Source organism: Desulfotruncus arcticus DSM 17038 (assembly GCF_900113335.1).
In the GTDB taxonomy this organism is placed as follows: domain Bacteria; phylum Bacillota; class Desulfotomaculia; order Desulfotomaculales; family Desulfallaceae; genus Desulfotruncus; species Desulfotruncus arcticus.
In genome coordinates this window covers 1-19,504 of sequence record NZ_FOOX01000008.1, presented here as the reverse complement: position 1 = coordinate 19,504, position 19,504 = coordinate 1, and the positions used below count along the sequence as shown (strand labels likewise).

20 protein-coding genes and 1 pseudogene are annotated in these 19,504 nt (G+C 44.8%); 10 read left to right on the top strand and 11 right to left on the bottom strand.

What is annotated here, in order from left to right; genetic code table 11:
• The first annotated feature begins 8 nt into the window (after positions 1–8).
• Entirely contained in the window at positions 9–2,297 is a 2,289-nt protein-coding gene (gene hypF, locus BM056_RS11600) for a carbamoyltransferase HypF (RefSeq protein WP_092471583.1), read from the top strand.
• Positions 2,298–2,385: 88 nt separating this feature from the next.
• Positions 2,386–3,405 (top strand): sensor domain-containing diguanylate cyclase, encoded by a 1,020-nt coding sequence (locus tag BM056_RS11595; RefSeq protein ID WP_165613491.1) that lies wholly within the window; start codon positions 2,386–2,388, stop codon positions 3,403–3,405.
• 99 nt (positions 3,406–3,504) lie between these two features.
• Here BM056_RS11595 and BM056_RS11590 read toward each other — a convergent pair whose 3' ends face one another.
• Positions 3,505–5,193 carry a long-chain-fatty-acid--CoA ligase gene (locus BM056_RS11590; RefSeq protein WP_092471581.1) on the bottom strand — a complete coding sequence of 563 codons (1,689 nt, stop codon included), beginning with the start codon at positions 5,191–5,193 and terminating at the stop codon, positions 3,505–3,507.
• A 150-nt stretch (positions 5,194–5,343) separates the two neighbouring features.
• Here BM056_RS11590 and BM056_RS11585 point away from each other — a divergent pair, with 150 nt between their 5' ends.
• On the top strand, positions 5,344–6,042 hold the full coding sequence (locus BM056_RS11585; protein ID WP_092471580.1) for a cytochrome c biogenesis CcdA family protein: 699 nt from the start codon (positions 5,344–5,346) through the stop codon (positions 6,040–6,042).
• Positions 6,043–6,142: 100 nt separating this feature from the next.
• Positions 6,143–6,715 carry a TlpA family protein disulfide reductase gene (locus tag BM056_RS11580; RefSeq protein ID WP_092471579.1) on the top strand — a complete coding sequence of 191 codons (573 nt, stop codon included), beginning with the start codon at positions 6,143–6,145 and terminating at the stop codon, positions 6,713–6,715.
• On the opposite strand, the gene BM056_RS11575 is transcribed toward BM056_RS11580, so the two are convergent.
• Complete coding sequence (locus BM056_RS11575) at positions 6,712–7,608, bottom strand: hypothetical protein (RefSeq protein WP_092471578.1); 897 nt, start codon at positions 7,606–7,608, stop codon at positions 6,712–6,714. The genes BM056_RS11580 and BM056_RS11575 overlap by 4 nt on opposite strands.
• A 95-nt stretch (positions 7,609–7,703) precedes the next feature.
• Between BM056_RS11575 and BM056_RS11570 the strand changes: the two genes are divergently transcribed.
• The 4 genes from BM056_RS11570 (at position 7,704) to BM056_RS26220 (ending at position 11,285) form a co-directional block, all read left to right on the top strand.
• The gene (locus tag BM056_RS11570; RefSeq protein ID WP_238456431.1) at positions 7,704–7,967 is read left to right on the top strand and encodes an SWIM zinc finger family protein; all 264 of its coding nucleotides are present in this window, start codon (positions 7,704–7,706) and stop codon (positions 7,965–7,967) included.
• 202 nt (positions 7,968–8,169) lie between these two features.
• Entirely contained in the window at positions 8,170–9,591 is a 1,422-nt protein-coding gene (locus BM056_RS11565; RefSeq protein WP_165613490.1) for an NAD-dependent malic enzyme, read from the top strand.
• 352 nt (positions 9,592–9,943) lie between these two features.
• Positions 9,944–10,852, top strand: a complete 909-nt coding sequence (locus BM056_RS11555) for an AraC family transcriptional regulator (RefSeq protein WP_092471575.1) — start codon at positions 9,944–9,946, stop codon at positions 10,850–10,852.
• A gap of 286 nt (positions 10,853–11,138) precedes the next feature.
• Positions 11,139–11,285: a hypothetical protein gene (locus tag BM056_RS26220; RefSeq protein ID WP_165613489.1), complete on the top strand. Its 147-nt coding sequence runs from the start codon at positions 11,139–11,141 to the stop codon at positions 11,283–11,285.
• A gap of 248 nt (positions 11,286–11,533) precedes the next feature.
• Here the strand turns inward: BM056_RS26220 and BM056_RS11550 are convergent, their stop codons facing one another.
• The 4 genes from BM056_RS11550 to BM056_RS11535 all read right to left on the bottom strand — a co-directional run bounded on the left by BM056_RS11550 (position 11,534) and on the right by BM056_RS11535 (position 14,676).
• Positions 11,534–12,430 carry a metal ABC transporter permease gene (locus tag BM056_RS11550; RefSeq protein ID WP_092471574.1) on the bottom strand — a complete coding sequence of 299 codons (897 nt, stop codon included), beginning with the start codon at positions 12,428–12,430 and terminating at the stop codon, positions 11,534–11,536.
• Positions 12,430–13,203, bottom strand: a complete 774-nt coding sequence (locus BM056_RS11545) for a metal ABC transporter ATP-binding protein (RefSeq protein WP_092471573.1) — start codon at positions 13,201–13,203, stop codon at positions 12,430–12,432. Before BM056_RS11545 ends, BM056_RS11550 begins: the two co-directional genes overlap by 1 nt.
• Before the next feature lie 94 nt (positions 13,204–13,297).
• Positions 13,298–14,245 (bottom strand): metal ABC transporter substrate-binding protein, encoded by a 948-nt coding sequence (locus BM056_RS11540; protein WP_165613488.1) that lies wholly within the window; start codon positions 14,243–14,245, stop codon positions 13,298–13,300.
• A gap of 2 nt (positions 14,246–14,247) precedes the next feature.
• Positions 14,248–14,676, bottom strand: a complete 429-nt coding sequence (locus BM056_RS11535; protein WP_092471571.1) for a Fur family transcriptional regulator — start codon at positions 14,674–14,676, stop codon at positions 14,248–14,250.
• A gap of 298 nt (positions 14,677–14,974) precedes the next feature.
• On the opposite strand from BM056_RS11535, the gene BM056_RS11530 reads away from it, so the two are divergent.
• On the top strand, positions 14,975–15,766 hold the full coding sequence (locus BM056_RS11530; protein ID WP_165613487.1) for an MBL fold metallo-hydrolase: 792 nt from the start codon (positions 14,975–14,977) through the stop codon (positions 15,764–15,766).
• A 71-nt stretch (positions 15,767–15,837) separates the two neighbouring features.
• Here BM056_RS11530 and BM056_RS27255 read toward each other — a convergent pair whose 3' ends face one another.
• Complete coding sequence (locus BM056_RS27255; RefSeq protein WP_274377541.1) at positions 15,838–15,969, bottom strand: hypothetical protein; 132 nt, start codon at positions 15,967–15,969, stop codon at positions 15,838–15,840.
• Between the two features lie 179 nt (positions 15,970–16,148).
• On the opposite strand from BM056_RS27255, the gene ltaE reads away from it, so the two are divergent.
• Positions 16,149–17,177, top strand: coding sequence for a low-specificity L-threonine aldolase (gene ltaE, locus BM056_RS11525; protein WP_092471569.1), 1,029 nt, complete (start codon positions 16,149–16,151; stop codon positions 17,175–17,177).
• Between the two features lie 252 nt (positions 17,178–17,429).
• Here the strand turns inward: ltaE and BM056_RS11520 are convergent, their stop codons facing one another.
• From BM056_RS11520 to BM056_RS11505, 4 genes and pseudogenes are all read right to left on the bottom strand, one after another.
• A complete protein-coding gene (locus BM056_RS11520) occupies positions 17,430–17,783 on the bottom strand; it encodes a CGGC domain-containing protein (protein WP_092471568.1) in 354 nt (117 codons plus the stop codon).
• A gap of 151 nt (positions 17,784–17,934) precedes the next feature.
• Positions 17,935–18,330, bottom strand: a complete 396-nt coding sequence (locus tag BM056_RS11515) for a hypothetical protein (RefSeq protein WP_092471567.1) — start codon at positions 18,328–18,330, stop codon at positions 17,935–17,937.
• A 211-nt stretch (positions 18,331–18,541) separates the two neighbouring features.
• Complete coding sequence (locus tag BM056_RS11510) at positions 18,542–18,886, bottom strand: CGGC domain-containing protein (protein WP_092471566.1); 345 nt, start codon at positions 18,884–18,886, stop codon at positions 18,542–18,544.
• A gap of 171 nt (positions 18,887–19,057) precedes the next feature.
• Positions 19,058–19,504: pseudogene (locus BM056_RS11505) on the bottom strand (acetyl-CoA decarbonylase/synthase complex subunit alpha/beta); the annotation flags it as partial.

The window sequence follows — 19,504 nt, the reverse complement described above, 5'->3', positions numbered from 1 at the left end:
AGGGAGTTTTGGCTAAAGAGCTGATCGGGAAAAAAATATTGGTAACCGGGGTGGTTCAGGGTGTGGGCTTTCGGCCGTTCATATTCGGGCTGGCCCGGTCCCTTGGCCTTAATGGAACAGTTCAAAACTCCGGCTATGGTGTGCTGATTTTGGTGGAAGGCCCAAGGGAGTCAGTGGATAAGTTTAGCAATGAGATTTGTGCCAGGCCTCCGGTTCTGGCCAGTATTTCAAAATGCCTGGTAAATGAAATGCCGTTGCAGGGTTTTCGGGAATTCCGCATCGAACGCACCGGGGGACGGGTTACGGGTGACTCCGTCGTGCCGCCTGATGCGGCCACCTGCCGCCAGTGTCGCAGCGAAATTTTCGATCCGGCAGACCGGCATTATCAATATCCTTTCACCAACTGCACTAACTGCGGCCCCAGGTTCACTATTTTAAAAAAGCTTCCTTATGATCGCCCCTGGACCTCCATGGCTGAGTTCGCCATGTGCGGCCATTGTACCGGAGAATATGAAGATCCCGGCGACAGGAGGTTTCACGCCCAGCCGGTGGCCTGTCCGGAGTGCGGTCCCAAGGTTTGGCTGGTAGACCGTGCGGGCAGGAGAATCGAGGGTGATTGGATTGCCAATGCCCGCCGCCTGCTGTCCGGAGGGCAGATCATAGCAATTAAAAGCCTGGGTGGCTTTCACCTGGCCTGCAACGGCATGGACCCGCTACCAATCCGTATCCTGCGGTTGCGCAAGGGACGCCCGGCCAAACCACTGGCGGTAATGTGCCGGGACCTGGATATTGTCCGCGAATACTGTATTGTCTCCCCGGAAGAAGAGTCGCTGTTAAATTCCCCGTCTGCCCCCATAGTTGTACTGGCCAAAAAGAATCCTTTCCGCCTGCCCGACGAACTGGCCCCGTCTTTAAACAGCCTTGGGGTGATGCTGCCCTATACTCCGCTGCACCTGCTATTATTTAAGCAAGATCTTAATGTGCTGGTGATGACCAGCGGCAATTTGACCGGTTTGCCTCTGGTAGCCGATAATGAACGGGCGATGAACGAATTAAAAGGCATTGCTGATTTTTTCCTGCTCCATAACCGGGATATAGTGCACCGCTGTGATGATTCCGTAGTGCGTTTTACCTGTGGTGACGTTCAGTTTTTCAGGCGGGCCAGGGGTTATGTGCCGCAGCCCATTGAACTAAGCAGTGAAGCTCTAAATGCGGACGTAATAGATTATATCGGTACCGGCGGCGACATGAAAAACACCTTTTGCTTATTGAGGAAAGGCAAGGCGTATGTGAGCCAGCACTTTGGTTCAATTGATACTGTTGAAGGCTTGGATCACTATAAGCAGAGCCTGCACAAATTTTGTGAATTGATCGGAGCCAGGCCCGCCCTTGCCGGTTATGATCTGCACCCCGGTTTTTATAGCTCCGCCATAGCGCGTAGCTTATTCCCCGGTGCGACCGGTATTCAGCATCATCATGCGCATATGGCTTCGTGCATGGCGGAAAACGGATTGGACGGAGATGTAATAGGCATAATTCTGGATGGTACCGGTTATGGCACTGACGGCCATATTTGGGGATTTGAGATGATTACCGGTGGGTATGTTGATTTTTCCAGGGAGTTTCACCTGGAATACCTGCCACTGCCGGGGGGTGATAAAGCCGTGCGCAGCCCCTGGTTAGCCGCCTCAGCATACTTGATCAGCCTGCTGGGACAGGAAGGCTTCGAAATGGCGGCAACGCTATTTCCGGGAAAATCTGATCAACTGGAAATCATTCAAAAGATGGTTGACCGCAAAATCAATTCACCGCTGGCATCAAGCTGCGGCCGCCTTTTTGACGCCGCGTCGGCTATTTTAAACATATGCTTGGAAAATTCTTATGAAGGGCAGGCGGCCATAGAAATAGGGGAACTGGCCCCCAAGGCTTTTAATCAACTTGAACCCTATGCTTATGAGATAACGGACGATGTGATTGGTATAACACCGCTGGTCAGGGCGATGGTAAATGATTACTTAGAAAAAGTTTCTAAAACAGTAATTGTGAAAAAATTTCATGATACATTGGTCAAAATGATTTTAGATTGTGCGTTAAAGGTAAGGACAAAAAACAGCAACAACCGGGTTGTTCTCAGCGGGGGCTGCTGGCATAACAATTACCTGTTAACCGCTGCGACCCGGGTATTGAAAGATGAGGAATTCAATGTTTTTATACATAGCAAAGTACCGCCGGGTGACGGTGGGATTTCCCTGGGGCAGGCAATGGTAATTTTTCATCGCCAAATGTTAAATTTTTAATATAATGACAAAAAATTTTTTAACGGCAGGTTTTAAGAGGAAAAAGAAGAAATTTACATTTAGTATTTTACTTAAATGGGGGAGCGTTTTGTCAGGCAAGCATTCGATTGACGAGCGAATTAATCTACTGGAAAAAATCAACGAAAAGTTGACAAATTTAAACTGGATTACTGCTCAAATTGCCGGTGAACAAAACCTTGATACAATTTACAACAGTATTGTCAATGGATTTGAGCAAATAACTGGTATTCCCAAGTGCGGTTTGTTTAAGTTGGAAGATCATAATTATAAAACTTTAATCGTTAAGAATAAGGACATCAATAATGTACCTGTCTTATGCGATTCTGTTGTTAGGGCTTTTAATACGGCCTTAAAGGACAGAGTGCTGCTGGTTAAAGATATGCACACAGAGGGGTTTTGCCCGGAGGGTTGTTATGATTGCGTCACAACTGATTTGCAGGTGTGTACGCTTTATGAGAGCAATGGCAATCCATATGGTGTTTTATGCGCCTATGGCAAGAGTGATATTCCTGATGAAGACACTTTGCTGATGATTATGGAGCTTTATGCGATGCAAATTGGTTTAACTTTAGAAAACGTAATCTTGAACAGTAAACTGGTAAGCCTTTCTATTACAGACGCTTTAACCGGCCTGTATAATCACAGATATTTTTATGAAAGAATTGAGAGAGAGCTTTATAATATCAGGGGCACGATCCAAAAACTTACGCTGCTGATGCTGGATGTGGATGACTTTAAAAGTTACAATGATACTTTTGGTCACCCGGAAGGGGATATAGTTCTAAAAAACATCTCCCTGTTGGTTAAATCCGTAGTCGGGGATAAAGGCGTATGCTGCCGCTATGGAGGCGAGGAGATGGCGGTGATCATGCCCGGGGCTATGATTGATGAGGGTGTTGAAACAGGCAATAAAATTTGCCGGGCGATAGAGAATTGCGATAATTTTAAAAGAAAGGTTACGGTATCTATTGGTGTCGCCACTGTTGGAAGTTATGCGGTACTGGGTGACCTGGTAAGATCTGCCGACAATGCTTTGTATAAAGCTAAATCGGAAGGAAAGAACATGGTTGTTGCCGGGGTGTGTTAGTATAGTCTTCTTTATTAGCAAGCAAAAAGCGGCTGTGTAGGCCGCTTCTTTTATCTGTTTTGCGGTTTATCACGCTAGGCATTTGAACAATCAACATTGTTAATTCTTGCTCATCTTGGCCTTCTCTTCCTCCACCAGAATCCGGCGCAATATTTTGCCTACCATAGTTTTGGGCAATTCCGGCCGGAATTCTATTTTCTTGGGTACTTTGTATTTGGCCAGGTTTTTATTGCAGAATTGAATTAGTTCATCCTCTGTTGCCTGCTGGTCTTGTTTAAGAACTATATAAGCTTTGAGGGTTTCACCCCGGTATGGGTCAGGGACGCCGGCTACTACAGCTTCCTTAACTTTGGGGTGCTCATATAGTACTTCTTCAACTTCCCTGGGGTAAATATTGTAGCCGCCGGCTATAACCATATCTTTTTTGCGATCAACTATGTAGGTGAAGCCTTTTTCATCCATGCGCGCCATGTCGCCTGTAAATAGCCAGCCATTACGCAGCGTTTGATTTGTTTCGTCAGGCATATTCCAGTAGCCTTTCATTACCTGCGGGCCCTGGATGCAAAGCTCACCCACTTCACCCAGCGGTACTTCTGTTGTGCCCGTTTCCAGATCCATTATTTTAACATTGGTGTTTGGCAGCGGCTGGCCGATAGAGCCAAAGACTCTCTCCCCGTATATAGGGTTGCTATGTGTAACCGGAGAGCTCTCAGTCAGACCGTAACCTTCAACTAGCTTCCCGCCGGTAAGGCTTTCAAATTTATCCTGTACTTCAACCGGCAGTGGAGCTGCCCCGCTGATGCAGGCCTTGATGGAGGAAATGTCGTATTTTTTAATATCGGGGTGGGATATAACAGCGACATACATGGTTGGAGCGCCGGGAAACAAGGTTGGCTTATATTTGCTGATTTGCTTGAGCACGGTGTCAATTTCAAAGCGGGGAACCAGTATCATTGTGGAACAAGTCAAGACAGCAAAATTCATTATTACCGTCATCCCAAAAACATGAAAGAATGGAAGTGCTCCAAATATTCTTTCTCCACCTTCCTGGCAGTCAGGCAGCCAGGACCGGACCTGCACAACGTTGGCCACCAGGTTTTCATGAGTTAACATGGCGCCCTTGGACAGTCCGGTTGTGCCCCCGGTGTATTGGAGCAGTGCCAGATCCGTTGCGGGGTTTATGGCAACAGTTTGGGTGAAAGGGGCGTTTTTTTGCAGCAGCTCTTTGAATTTGATAATTCCTTGGTTTTGAGGAACTTCCAGGCTCATGCCCTGCTTTTTTGCTTTCATGGGATAAAGCAAATTAAGGGGTAGGGGTAAGAAATCCTGGATTCCGGTAACAATCATATTTTTTACCGGGGTTTGGGGCAGCACATTCAAAACCTTGGCAGATAACGCGTCAAGAAAAATAATTGTTTCCGCGCCGGAATCCTTAAGCTGATGCGATAATTCTCTTTCCATGTAAAGGGGATTTGTCATCACAGCGATAGCGCCCAGCCTGATTACAGCGTAATATGAAATTATTGTTTGAGGACAGTTCGGCAGCATGATGGCAACGCGGTCACCTTTTTTTATACCCAGGCTGTGCAGCCCTGCGGCAAAACGGTCAACTTTATCCTTAAGCTGGGCAAATGTAAGTTTATTGCCCATAAAGATGGTCGCCAGGCTGGAAGGGTGTTTGGCGCTGGCTTGTTCAAGAAAGTGATATAAAGGTACGCCGGGGATAGCAACTTGTTTGGGTACTCCTTCAGGATAATAATTGTGCCAAAAATGTTCAATGTAATCCATGTAAAACCTCCTTTGATAGTTGAGTGAATGGTCATTCATTGAAAAAGTAAAAAATGTTAAAAAAATTCTAACACAAAATGAGGTAAAATTTCAAACATATAATTAATTTTAAATTATAATAATTTAAAAAAATATCGGGGTCGTGATAAGATGGATAATTCATTTGTTATCAATGCGGGTGCAGCTTTTTTATTCGGTCTGCTGTCTTTTCTTTCGCCATGTGTTTTACCTCTTTTGCCGGGCTATCTTTCATTTATAACCGGTTCCGGCGCCGGTAATACTGAAACCCTGTCCCGTAATGCCGCGGTTCGAAATAGTGTAGGTTTTATTTTGGGGTTTAGCATTTTGTTTATAGCAATGGGAGCGGCAGCCAGCGGTATAGGACAATGGCTGGTTAAAAATCAGTTGATTTTATCTCGCGTTGCTGGTGTAATACTAATAGTTTTTGGTCTTCATATAAGTGAAATAATACCTGTAAAACTGTTTTACCGCCAATCCGGATGGCGTTTGGGACAAGGGCTTACGGGCTGGACCGGGGCTTTTGCTTTTGGAATGTCTTTTGCCGCCGGTTGGACTCCTTGCGTTGGGCCGGTTTTGGCTTCGATACTGCTGCTGGCAGGCAGCACTCAGACATTGGGTCGGGGAATTTTGCTGTTGACCTTTTATTCTCTTGGTCTGGCAATTCCATTTATGGCAGCGGCGCTGGGTATTGGCTATATTCACAAAGGGCTGTCTAATTTAACGCGGATTTTGCCTTTCATTAACGCAATCAGCGGCGGGCTTTTAATAGCAATGGGCATATTGTTGATAACCGGTCAATGGGATAAGCTGATGTTATTGTTTTACTAATTAATAATGCCGCTAACGCGGCACCGGCGATCAGGGGACAACCGCCGGAGCGCCAGATACAAGTAACGTGAAAAATTTTTCAGGATAGGAGAATGGCAGCATGAAACCTAAAATTCTTACGGCCTTCGTGGTAGTAGTTATCGTGGCTGTCGGCATGTGGCTGGCTAAGCCGGGACCGGAGTCGGAACCAGAGGTTGGGGAGGGCAAGCTTGCGGGTGAAGTCTCGTTAACCGCACCCGGGGAGCAAAAGACAGTCCAGCCGGACAAGGTGCCCCCTGACTTTTTCTTAATCAGTAAAGACAGTGAGCCGGTGGCATTATCAGAGATTAAGGACCAATATATTTTTATTAATTTTTGGAACACCTGGTGCCCTCCCTGTCAGGAAGAGATGCCCGAGTTAAATAAACTGTATCTTGAGTATGCCAACAAAAATGTTAAATTCATTTTTATTAATATAGCCGCACAGGAAAAGTCTGTAGATGATGTTACAGCATATCTAAGGAAACATGGTTATTCCATCCCGGTTTATCTGGATACCCGGGCCGATGTGGCCATGGTATATGGCATCCGCGGGATCCCCACAACTATCATTTTAAACCCGCAGGGTCAGGTTATCTACGCAGAATCCGGCCCGATCAGCTATGAAAAGGCCAAGGGTCTAATCACAGATTAGACCCTTGCTGCGTTCAACCTTTTAGTTTCAATTAACGGTTTAATGCCATATGCGGCAAGGAAGTCCTGCAATTTTTGCACAACCTCAAGCAGCTCAACAGCCCGTGCCTCCGCATTATATATGGCTCTGCCAAAGGCATACGCCCCTTCACGCCGGGGGCTGTTTTTATGAGGGGGCAGGTGGGTGCGGTCAAACCACCTTTTAGCTGTTTTATAAGGAGTGTGAAAACAAAAAAGATAATCACGGTAAGCAATAATAAATTCGTATAGGCTATAGTATTTATACTCCCTGGCGCAGGCCGGACAGCCCCCCGTTTTCTCCAGATACTCAACATAGCTAAGGTTCCGGTCCTCCGCTTTGGCCTTGCAGTTGGGACAGAGCAGCATTTTATTGTCCCCCTCAATAAAATGTACCTTTAGCAGGTTATTCTTATTAAGGTGGCTGCGGACAAAAGAACGCAGCACCAGTTCCTTTAGATCATATAAATAGGGATTTCCAGCTTTGGCATAATGGTTAAGGTGATAAAGGTAAAAACAGGCTTCCAGCAGTTCTTTTTCGGTTGTCGGAAAGTGTTCAATTTCATTAAAGTAATTTTCTTTCAGCTTCATCATATATTGGAAAGATTTATGCTCTTGCTGTCTTGTACTGGCAAGGCGGTTGGCTCCATAGCGGTTATTGTCAGATCTCTCCCAGGATTGTTTAATTCTAGGCATCTTAGGAATCAAGATCTCAACCTGTTCACTGTTAAAAAGATTCATTAACCCATTTTTAAACTGTAACTGTCCCTTTACTTCCAGGTATCCTCCCATGGTTAACCTTTTGACGTTGCCTGGTGTAATGTCCAGAGCATTACAAACCTGGGCAGGGTTTAGCAATTTCGGAGATTGCAGCATGTAATATCCCCCCCTGGCAAACGATGCTTATATAGCATACCCTTATAATAATTATAAATGCTTAACATCTATGGTCAACAGGATGTCGGTTGATTATGTTGAATATTATCTATGAAATAATGATTTTAAAAAGGATGGTTAAAATGACAGTTAAAATTGGCGAGCCATATTTTGTTGATGAACTGGTAGTGTATTTTATAAATGAAAATGAGGCACTGGTAACCGACTATGACTGCCGCTGGGAATTAAAAGCAACTGAAAATACCTGTGAATGCTGCACTTTTCGATTCCGCTCGCGGGTTAATCCCGGTTTTGCCTGCAGACACATTGCGGCAGTTAGGCGGATGAAAAAGAGCTAATTACATGAAAATTTATATGGTACCGCATTAGAATGGGCTATCCGGCTTGGAGAGATAATATTTTAACCTTGTAAATTGTATTACACTTTAGGATAGTATACCTTGCCATGTATATGGCAAGGGCTAAGGAATAAAGTATTAAAACGCGCGCGCTAAGGGAATTGATTAAACGCGCGTTTTTTAGGAGGCGGTTACATTGGTTATGTCACTAAATATAACCATTAGGTTACAACTCGCAAACCAGCCTGGTACGCTTGCCGGGGTGCTTGAGGTTATTGCCCGGGAGGGTGGTAATCTGGGGGCGATAGACCTGGTTTCGGCATCTGCAAATTACCTGGTCAGAGAACTAATGGTTTCCGTTAATAATCGTGCCGGCCTTATCGGGGTAGTCGAAGCCCTTGACAGGCTGCCGGGTGTCCAGGTATTACATGTTATTGACCGGGTGTTTCAAAGGCATCTTGGCGGAAAGATGGAGATCAGGGCTAAAAGGGAAATACTGAGCCGGGAAGATTTATCACTTATTTATACGCCGGGAGTGGCCAGGGTTTCCACGGCCATAGCCGGAGATGCTGAAAAAGCCTACCGCCTGACCATGAAAGGTAATACAGTGGCAGTGATAACCGATGGCTCGGCTGTCCTTGGCCTGGGCAATGTTGGTCCGGAAGCCGCCCTTCCGGTAATGGAGGGTAAAGCTGTATTATTTAAAAAATTTGCAGGAATAGATGCAATCCCTTTATGCGTGAACGTTCATGAACCTGAAAAGATTATCGATTTCGTTCTGGCCTGTTCACCCACTTTTGGAGCCATAAACCTTGAAGATATAGCCGCCCCGGGCTGTTTTGAGATTGAAAAACAATTAACAAGCAGGCTGGACATACCGGTTTTTCACGATGATCAGCATGGTACTGCCATTGTAACGCTGGCGGGGTTGATAAACTCCCTAAAGGTTGTTGGAAAACAGTTGGAAAGTGTTAAAATAGTAATCAGCGGAGCGGGGGCGGCCGGTGTTGCGATCACCAAAATTTTAATGGATGCCGGTGCGCAGGATATCATCGTGTGCGACAGGAGAGGTACTATTTCAAGAGATAATCTGCCCCAAGAAGCATCCAAGAGGTGGTTGGCGGAGCATACCAACCGGAGCCTTCAAAAGAGCAGCTTAAAAGAAGCTGTCTCCAGCGCCGATGTTTTTATCGGGGTCTCGAGTGCCAACTTATTAAACCGTGCTGATATTATGCGGATGGCGTCAAATCCAATTGTATTTGCCCTGGCCAACCCCGACCCGGAGGTTGAACCGGAGGAAGTTCATGACCTATGTGGGGTAATTGCCACCGGAAGGTCGGATTACCCCAACCAGATAAATAATGCCTTGGCTTTCCCCGGGGTCTTTCGAGGTGCGCTCGATTGTCATGCCCGGATGATCAACGATAATATGTGTCTTGCCGCAGCGCAAGCCTTGGCAGGGATTGTAAAACCCGATCAGATGTCGGCGGAGTATATTATCCCGTCTATATTCAACGAAGATGTCTGCCCGGCTGTAGCCCGGGCGGTGGAAAATGCGGCTAGAATAACGGATGTGTCCCGCAAATATCTTTACGAAGAAGGCGAGGGAAATCTGCTTTTCTAACGAATGGCTGCCTTTTCGGGCAGATTATCCGGGCTTTCCTGTTTGCCCGGATTTTTTATTTTAATACACCTTATTGTTATCGGGATCGATTGCTTTGATGATGTTCTCCACTTCATTTCCAAGTGGCCCGTCAAGCACGGAAAATTTGTCACAGCCGCAGAACATAGCTATCGTTCTGTTCTGCTCTATGGCCTTTATCAGAGGCCATTTTTACGTTACGGAGCGTCGGCGCAGACGGACGGGTTAAAGAGCTGTTATATGGTAACCTGAAGGCATACAAATTAGGCATTGTAAATCAAGAAAATTTTTTGAATATCCTGTTATGATAGGGGAAGTAGGAGGTGTACATACTATGGAATCGTGGGAACCGGTACAACAAACTTTAGACTATATTGAAAAAAACCTGTCAAGTGATATTCAAATTCAAAAGCTATCACAGATGGCATGTTTATCACCCTTTTATTATCAAAGATTATTTCGGCGGTTAGTTGGAAAGCCTGTAATGGAATATGTCAAACTACGTAGATTGGCAAATGCAGCTTCATTATTAGCCAGTGGGGGTGACCGTATAATTGACGTGAGCTTGGCGTTGGGATTTGAAAATCCTGAAACCTTTACACGATCTTTTAAGGACGCATATGGTTTGACACCCAATGCTTACCGCAAACAGCCAAGACCTTTAACACATTTTATCAAGCCTGACTTATCTATGCGGTATCGCTTGGTAGATGAAAACGTTCCACTTGTAGCGAATGGAATTGTTTTAGAAGTAAATCGCCGAAAGTTACTTTCAACTCGCCATTTTGCTGGGTTATCTATTGATGCTAAGTTTCCTGATAACCCAAGTATAGACTTCCTGGCGGAATTATGGCATAACTTTCACATCAGAAAAAGTGACATTGACAATATAAAGCAAGATGGAAATGAAATAGGTGTCGGTAGGCCAAGTGAAAGAGAAGGTTATCTTCGATATTTTGTTGGTGCAGAGACAAACGGCAGTAATACTCAAAATGAATTTGAATATTTTGAAATGCCTAATGGAAGCTATGTGGTTTGTACTTTTGAAGCGGAGGATTTTCATCTTCTGACGACAGATGCTCTTGATAAAGCGGTTAAGTATATGTACGATACATGGCTTTTAAAAAATAAAATAAAAACTGAGCCCTTCATGATAGAACTGTATTCGGATACCTCATCGGATGATGCTTCTGAAGATGCTTCTATGGATATATGGTTTAAAACCATAGCAAGTGGTGATTAAATTCGCAATAGCGTACAAGAGCAAGCCCAATGTGTTAAATACATTAGGCTTGCTCTTATTGATTTATGGATAACCTCTTTTATACCTATTGCAAAATAAATAATTCTTTTCAAAAAAGAATTTAAAAAATACTCCCAAAAAAATAAACGTGGCGAAATATTCATGTAGCGGCAATAAGAAGGTGCACACCTATAAGAAGTCGCATCATAGATTAGTTTTATTGGTAGAATAAATTAAGCAACAACAAAGAAAAATAATTATAAATAAATTTAAAGGGGATAGGGCTATGGTTAAGGCTGACTATTTTCGCACTACTACAGCGGAAAAACTACGGTCGGTAAAATCTGGCGAACTAAGGACGCTGGATGCTAAAGAAATGCGTGAAGTTAAAACGGCGGACTTAGAAAACATGTATGACGCTCCAGAGGACTAATTAACCCGGCATTTAGCCGGGTTTTTGGTGTCAGTACTATATGCCAACACGGGTGTTTTAGCTTGGCTAAAACACCATAATGGTATTTACTTGTTAGTAAGGGGGGAGCGCTAACGTAATGACGCAATGCCGAGCTAAGACATTATTTACCATGGAAAAGGACGGCGCTACCAGGGTTCAAATAAATGCACCCCAGTTTAGACTCTATCTTCGAGAGGAACGGGGGCGGACAGGTTTGATATCCCGGGTCAGGGACAACGAACCTGTTCCCTTGTCCCTCCTCCTGTTCCTGTGCTTTGGCTTTTTAATTCTTTTCTTTTCAATAATCTGCTGATTTTATGCAGGTGCATTCTGCGAGGTGATAAGGCAAAGGCCAAAAGGAAAAGTAAACTGGCCGTCAGCACAATAGTCGAACCGGAAGGGAGGTCGTAGTAATATGACAGGCATAGCCCTCCCAGCGAAGAGATCAATCCGGCTATAATAGAAAGCGCCAGCATCCATCTGAAATTTCTAGTCAATTCCTGTGCCATTGCTGCTGGAATTACCAGTAATGCTGATGCCAGTATAATCCCTACTACCTTTACCGCTATAACTACTGTGACGGCAATGCAAGTGAGCAACAGGTAATAAAGTGCCTTAACCGGGACTCCGTTAACCTGTGCCAGTTCCTCGTCAAAGCAGATAAATAAAAGCCCTTTGAAACATAAGCCGAGGGACAGCAGCACTATCCCGCCCACTGAGGCCAGAACCACTAAATCCTGATTGCTTACAGCCAGAATGTTGCCGAACAAAAAACTGAAAAGATCGGCATAATAGCCGCTGGCCATTCCCATAACGGTTATGCCGAAAGCCATGGCGGCCGAAAAGAAGATGCCAATGGTGACATCCTCTTCGATTTCACCCCGCCGGCTTACAAAACCTATCAGCCATGCAACAATGGTAGCGAAAATGCCTCCCGCCAGAATCGGGTTAAACCCTAAAAATACCCCCAGGGCAACTCCCCCTAGGGCCGAATGTGAAATACCCACGCCAGCAAAGGACAGTCTTTTCAAAACAACGAAAAAAGCAACAAATGAACAGATAACTCCAACCAAGATTCCGGCAATAATTGCGCGCTGCATAAAATCATAGGCAAGCATATTCATTAGGACTGTTCCCTCCAACCATTGGACGATCCGGATAAAAGGTCAAATTCGCAACGATATAAGTGGTTTCCTGACAGGTGCTTCATTACTTCAGCGGAACTGCCGTGCATGTGCATGGTCCGGTTGATGCAGATGATATTGTCGGCATTGGCGGATATTGTTGCCAGGTCATGGGAAACGGTAATTACCGTTAAAGAAAGGTATGCCTGCATTTCTCTGACCAGACCGTAGAATCTGTTTTGGGCAGCGGGGTCCAGGCCATTTGTTGGTTCGTCTAAGATTAATAATTTAGGTTTGGATACCAGGGCCGCGGCGAGGAAAGCAAGCTGCTGCTGCCCGCCCGAAACTTCTCCCACCGGACGATCTTTATGTTCAGCAATGCCTAATCTTTGCATGACCTCTTCCGCCCGGCTTTTTTCCAGCTGACCAGGGCTTTTAAAAAGGCCCGTTTCCCCGAAAAAGCCCAATAACACAACATCTTTTACCGATAATGGAAAGCGCCGGTCAAAACCGGATTTTTGCGGTAAATAACCGACTTTGCGGTTGGGTCTTTTTAGTGCGGCAGGGTCAGCGCCAAATAATTTAATCTGCCCCCGGGTTGGCTGCAAGAGCCCGAGAATGAGGCGTAACAACGTTGTTTTGCCGGCGCCGTTTGGTCCTATTACCCCTATAAAGTCTCCTTCTTTAATAGTAAAAGTAATATCTTCCAGTACACACCGGTTTTGTAAAAAAGCATCTACGTGTTCAAATTCAACTACGGGGTCTGTTGGCATATGTAACACCTCGATTTACTTAGAAGTCAGGAGTCAAAAGAATAAGTTATGTTTTGAAGTATTGTCGAATTCTGACCCCTGAATACCTAAATTACTACTGCAGAGCTTTTACCAAATTATCTGTATTAGAGCGCATTATGCTCAGGTAGCTGTTGAAACCGGTAATATTTTCGGCTCCCAAAGGGTCTACCTTGATTACCGGAATCCCTATTTCGTCGGCCAAAACCTGGGCCGCCTTGGGGCTAAACTGAGGCTCAATTAGAACTGCCTTGGCCTGTTTAGACTTGGCCAAATCAATGATACCGGCAATCCATTTGGCAGAAGGCTCTTTACCCGGGAATTCCTCCACGGTTATATCCTCCAGATTATACCTGTCGGCAAAGTAACACCATGAGGAATGAAATGCGATAAACGACCTGTTTTTTAGAACAGAAGTTTTTTGGTCTATTTCCTGATCTAACTGATCAATTTTATTGCAGTATTCTGTCAGGTTGGCCTGGAAATAATCCTTGTCTTCCGGTGACAAGATGGCTAAAGCGTCGGCAATTTCAGGAGCCAGGCAATCTTTTACCAGGACCGGGTTAAGCCAAAAATGGGGGTTCATATCATGATGGTGATGACTATGGGTATCTGCGCCGGTTCCCGCTTTATCCTCAATTTCCTCCAGTGGGCTTTCCGCCAATAAATCTACCTTATCTGCCAATGTTAATGTCATCAATTCCGGTTTGCCGGCTTCCGCCAATTTGTCGGCAAATGTATCCAAGTCTGCGCCTACTTTAACAAACAGCTGGGTGCCGGAAATTTGTTTTAATTGCTCAGGCGTTGCCTCAAAGGTATGAGGACTGCTTCCCGCCGGCAGGAGTGTGGATACTTCAACCTTATCTCCACCGATATTGTTAATTATATCCGCAACAGGGAAAATGGTAGCCACCACCCGGACTTTGGAAGTATCTTCAGTTGATTTGCTTCCGTTGTTGGAACAACCTGAGAAAACAAAAATCGTTAATAACACTAAAATTAATGTTGCCAGCTTCTTTTTCAATATTATCCTTCCTTTCTGTGTCTGCACTTTTCGCAGTAGCCAGACAGCTCGAAATTGTGATAAAGAACTTCCAGGTTGTTTTTGTTGGCCTCGGACAACTGCTGTGGCCCGATGGGGCAGCCCTTTAAACATTTGACCTCGCCGCACTTTAAGCAAATAAAATGATGGTGATGCTGTTCCGCCAGCTCAAACCGGTCGCCTCCGCGAACCCTGATCCTGTTAACCACCCTGACGAAAGCTAGTACCTCCAAATTTCTATACAGTGTATCCTGGCTGATTGAAGGTAAATTCTTTCTTACCTGAAGATAAATTTCCTGAGCGGTAACCGGCCGGTTGTGTTTTGCCAGAGCATCAATAATAACTCGGCGCTGACGGGTTAATTTGTAGCCGCTGTCTTTTAAAATCTGAAAAATTTCATGGCTGGCGTTCAATTAATCTCATCTCCTTAAATAGGAATATTCCTATTTTCTATGATATATACCTTTTTTCCTGCACTGTATTAAAAAAAAGATATAAAATCAAAAGGTACCAAATAAAGGTTATATCAAAATTTAATCGAATATTTTTTATAGCTTTATTATTCGCTATAGATATCCATGCCACTAACGGTGCCGGCAGAGCATGAAAAATAGACAGCTTTGACAAGGTGATCCGGCGGATTTACGGAACGCCGGATACAAGCTGCGGCGGGCAGGTGTAATTGAATGGGGGATTTTTCCATTGAGTGGCTTGAAATTAAATAAGCACAACGGGGTATTGTGTGCCGGATGCACTATCAGCCTTTTGGGCACAACTTTAAAGACATTTGTATATCTGGTTGATGGTTTGGCCGTTGACACCGGGCCAAGTAAATTTAGAAAAGATTATTTAAATTTTTTTAATTCCCACCGCCCGGAACGGGTCGTACTAACGCATTTTCACGAGGATCATAGCGGTAACGCGCCGTTTTTGGAAAAAAACGGCGTAGAGATATACAGCCATCCTTCAGCAATTTCCTTATGCCGAGTAAACGCTAAAATTCCTTTTTACCGGCGTATTTTTTGGGGATCAAGGTCAAAGTTTTCACCAAGGCCGGTTGGAAGTGAGATTGAGGGGTTGACAAGGACTTTTCAGATTATAGAAGTGCCGGGGCATTCCTTTGATCATATTGCCATCTACGATCCCGGGGAGGGTGTTTTTTTTACCGGTGATCTTTTTGTAACTCCGAAAACAAAAATTGTTATGAAATGTGAGAATATCTACCGCATTATGGATTCTCTTAAAAAAATTTTAAACTATGATTTCCGAGCTGTTTATTGCGCCCATGCCGGAGTGGTTGATAACGGCAGGGAAATGATTAAAAAGAAAACGGAATACCTTGAAAATTTAGTAGGTGAGGTTTTCCTATTAAAAGAGAAAGGTATGGGTGTGGCCGAGATAAATAAAAAGATTTTTCCCAAGACTGCGCCGCTGACCTTAATATCAGGTAAAGAGTGGTCTTCGGAGCATATCATAAGATCGATTATTTCAGATAAGGGTTAAGTCAAGCCTGACTCCAAAAAGAAAAAAGGCCTCCAAGGCCTTTTTTCGTGTTTAATTAAGTTTTAATTGTTCTAAACAAATATAGTTATTACGCCTGCGATAAAACCGAAAAAAAGAATTGCCGGAATAATATTGATGTAACTCCACTCGGAGTAATCCATTTTGAACTCCTCCTGGACCGGTTCCGCGTGATGCAGGTCCATACAATTACCCCTCCCCGTTAGTTGTATCTTTTATTTATTATATTGTACATTCAGTGGCCGATAACCTTCAACTATTTTAAGGAAATATTAAAGGTCATAGCGCAAATCGCTCAGGAAAGGATTTTCAGTGGTTTTCGCAGAAGATAACACCAGATTACTTGGCTAAAGTGGAGGTAAAAATGAAGACTGTTGACTTAAGAAGTGATACGGTGACCAAACCAACGATGGAAATGCGAGAGGCAATGGCCCATGCTGAAGTAGGTGATGACGTACTTGGTGAAGATCCGACTGTTAAACGGCTGGAAGCAACAGCAGCAGCTATGATTGGCAAAGAGGCGGCCCTTTTTGTCGCTTCCGGCACTATGGGCAATCAGGTGGCTGTTTTATCTCATACCGCCAGAGGCAATGAAGTTATCGTTGACGATCAAGCACATATTTTTTATTACGAGGTGGGAGCCCCCGCCATTTTATCGGCGGTCCAGCTGCGACCGGTTACCGGTTTGCATGGACCGGATGCCCCTAAACTGATCAAGGCGGCCGTTAGAGACAGGGACAATATACATTATCCCGAAACTTCTTTAATCTGCCTGGAAAACACGCATAACCGGGGTAGCGGCACAATTATGGCGCCGGAACAAATGCAGGAAATATACGAGCTGGCCAAACAATACAGGCTGTCTGTCCACGTGGATGGCGCCAGGATTTTCAACGCCGCCGTAGCTCTTGGCCGACAGCCCGGTGAGTTTTCCCGCTGGTGCGATTCAATAATGTTTTGTTTGTCCAAGGGATTGGGTGCGCCGGTAGGCTCTATGTTGGCCGGGAGCCGTGATTTTATCGACAGGGCGCGCAAATACCGCAAAGCCCTTGGCGGCGGCATGCGGCAGGCAGGTATTCTCGCAGCGGCCGGTCTGGTAGCACTTGGCTCGGTAAACAGGCTGGCTGAGGATCATGTTCACGCTAAAATGTTGGCCCAAAGCCTGGCCGGTATACCGGGGGTGCAGGTGGATTTGAATAAGGTGCAAACCAACATCATCGTGGCGGACGTATCCGGGACGGGCATGACCTCCGAGGAATTTGTGTCTGTGCTGGAGCAGCGGGGCGTGTTGGCCATAACTTTCGGGCCCACGTTGATCAGGTTGGTAACTCATCGTGATGTAAGCAGAGAAGATGTTGAATATGCCATTGATGTGATAAATAATATCAATTAGTTACTGTTCAGAATTCAGGAGTCAGAATACCGCGAGCCCGGTTCTCTCATGCTGACTCCTGAGTTCTAAGAAGTTATAGATGCTGAATAGTTATTTCGATTAAACATAAAATAAAACAGACCCCATAAGCGCCGGCGCCGGCGCTTATGGGGTCTGTTTTATTTGTTTTAGCATGCTAAATTGACATATCCATGCGGGGTTAGGTTTAGTGTCAAATCAATAAGTGAAACTGGTTAATAGCTCATATAGGGTTTAATAGTCGTGAGTTCCTATAACCACAGGCACTCCATACTTATTGGTTAGCATTTCCTTGACTTTTTCCAGGTCAATCGGGCAGGCTGCTGTTTTGACTGCTTTTACCATACAGGTACCAAAATGGATGACATCCACATCACACTCCAGGTAATCAGCCATTTCCATTACAAGCCCTACTTTGGGCATTACGAGTCCCGGGCAATCTCCGCAAGAACTCATACCTACGATATTGACTTTGTCATAATTTGCAAATTGCCCTTCTTTTAAATTAGCGGCTTTAAAGCATTTCAAACAGGCTATGCAATGAATATCGCGAATTTTAGCGCAAGTTACAATCATAATATTGGGCATTAAAAAATCTCCTCTTTCCTGGCTTAGTTTTCTGTCTATCTTCTATTTGCGAACATATTCTCTATTGTCTTATATATTTCCTGCCGATTAATCAATAAATTAGAAAGCGTTGTGCCAATCAAGGTGGAAATTATTCCACCCTCATCAATGTTTAATCTCTTAAATGCTTAACAGTGTGTTCGGAGGCGTAGCCGGCTACGGCCCCATATATTAGGAATGATAATAAAGTTACTATGATTGCGTTCAGCCCAATTTGCAGGGGGGAAGTAAACAGATTTAAAGCCGGGGCCAGCAAGAGGGCGATTACTACCCAGAGAAAAAAGCCGTAGATTGCTCCGTAGGTGATTCCGGATATCTGAGCCCTGCCACCGAAAAAGCTAATCAGCAGGTATCCGGCGATTTGGCCGATAACTAAAAAGCCAAACAGGCCGGTATAATTAAAGCTCGGGTTGAAGGTAGTCAGTCCTGCCCTCAGGGCCAGCCAAATCGTTATAGCTTGCAATGCTGACGCCAGTATAAACCATAATGACGTGGTTAAATAATTCATACGTATCACCTCGCCGATAGCTTACCCACTGTATAAAGTCTTTATCATATCGTTTTTATGTTGTTCTATTCTATTTTGAAAAAAGTTTTTAAGTTATTTGTATCTGGCGCTCCGGTGGTTCCCTCCGTGCGCATTGATCAAGAAGAAAAAGCAGAGCTTATAGCTCTGCTTTTTTGAGGCATATGAAGATAAAAGTTGGTTGATTTGAATTTTAACCGTAATTATGGGTTCCTTTAATTACTTTTACGCCGAATTTTTCCTCAACTTTACCGGCTAATTCGTCTATATCCATATAAGGGCAGTTTGGCCAAGGTTTGGCCATACAGGTGGAGAAGTGAATGGCGTCGAAATCCGAATTCTTTTTCACGCAGCCAATGTTAGGAATAAGCTGGCGCCCGTTGCATTCGCATTCTAAAAAACCAATTACCTGTACATTATCCTCGTATTGAGCAAATTCTCCGTCTTTTTTGGCGGCTGCTGTTAAGCACTTCCATTCCCCGGGACAGCCATAACCCTGTGATGAATAATTACCACAGGCAACAATTAGGACTTTCATCGGTATTACTCCTTTCAATATAATTAATTTCAAAATTCGATTTAAATTTTGCAAATCCTGTCAGCAGGCTAAGCAAGTTTTAAACAAAAAATTTCCCTGGTCGGGGTTTTGGGGAGTACCAACCAGGGGGAGGCTAATGTATGCCAAGATTTAATTTTTGATTTTAAAAAACTACATTAACGGATCCATAGTCAAAGCGGGATGTCCCTTCTCTTCCAGGAAGGACATAATTTCCTCGCCGCTGGTACCGACAGTTTCGTCAGCAATCTTATCGACGAAGTCTTTGCCCAGGCCGGCGTTTTCAGCAGCCTCTTCCAGTGAAGCGCGCAGCTCTTCTTTCAGCGCCTTGGGCATCCATACCAGTCTGCCCAGGCCGCCGTCGGCGGGTACGAACTTGGGCGAGGCCAGATATGATTTACCGATACCCATGAAGCCGGGCATCTGGGCGCCGCCGCCGATGGTGCCGGCCAGGGTGGAGAAGGTCATGCCGGACGGGGTCATGCCGCCGTGTTCACGGTTAACTACCATGAAGCCGTTGCACTCGGGCACCATGGAGAGGATACACTCAAAGCAGCCGCAGGAGGTCATCGGGTATTCCATAATGGTATAGAAGTTGAC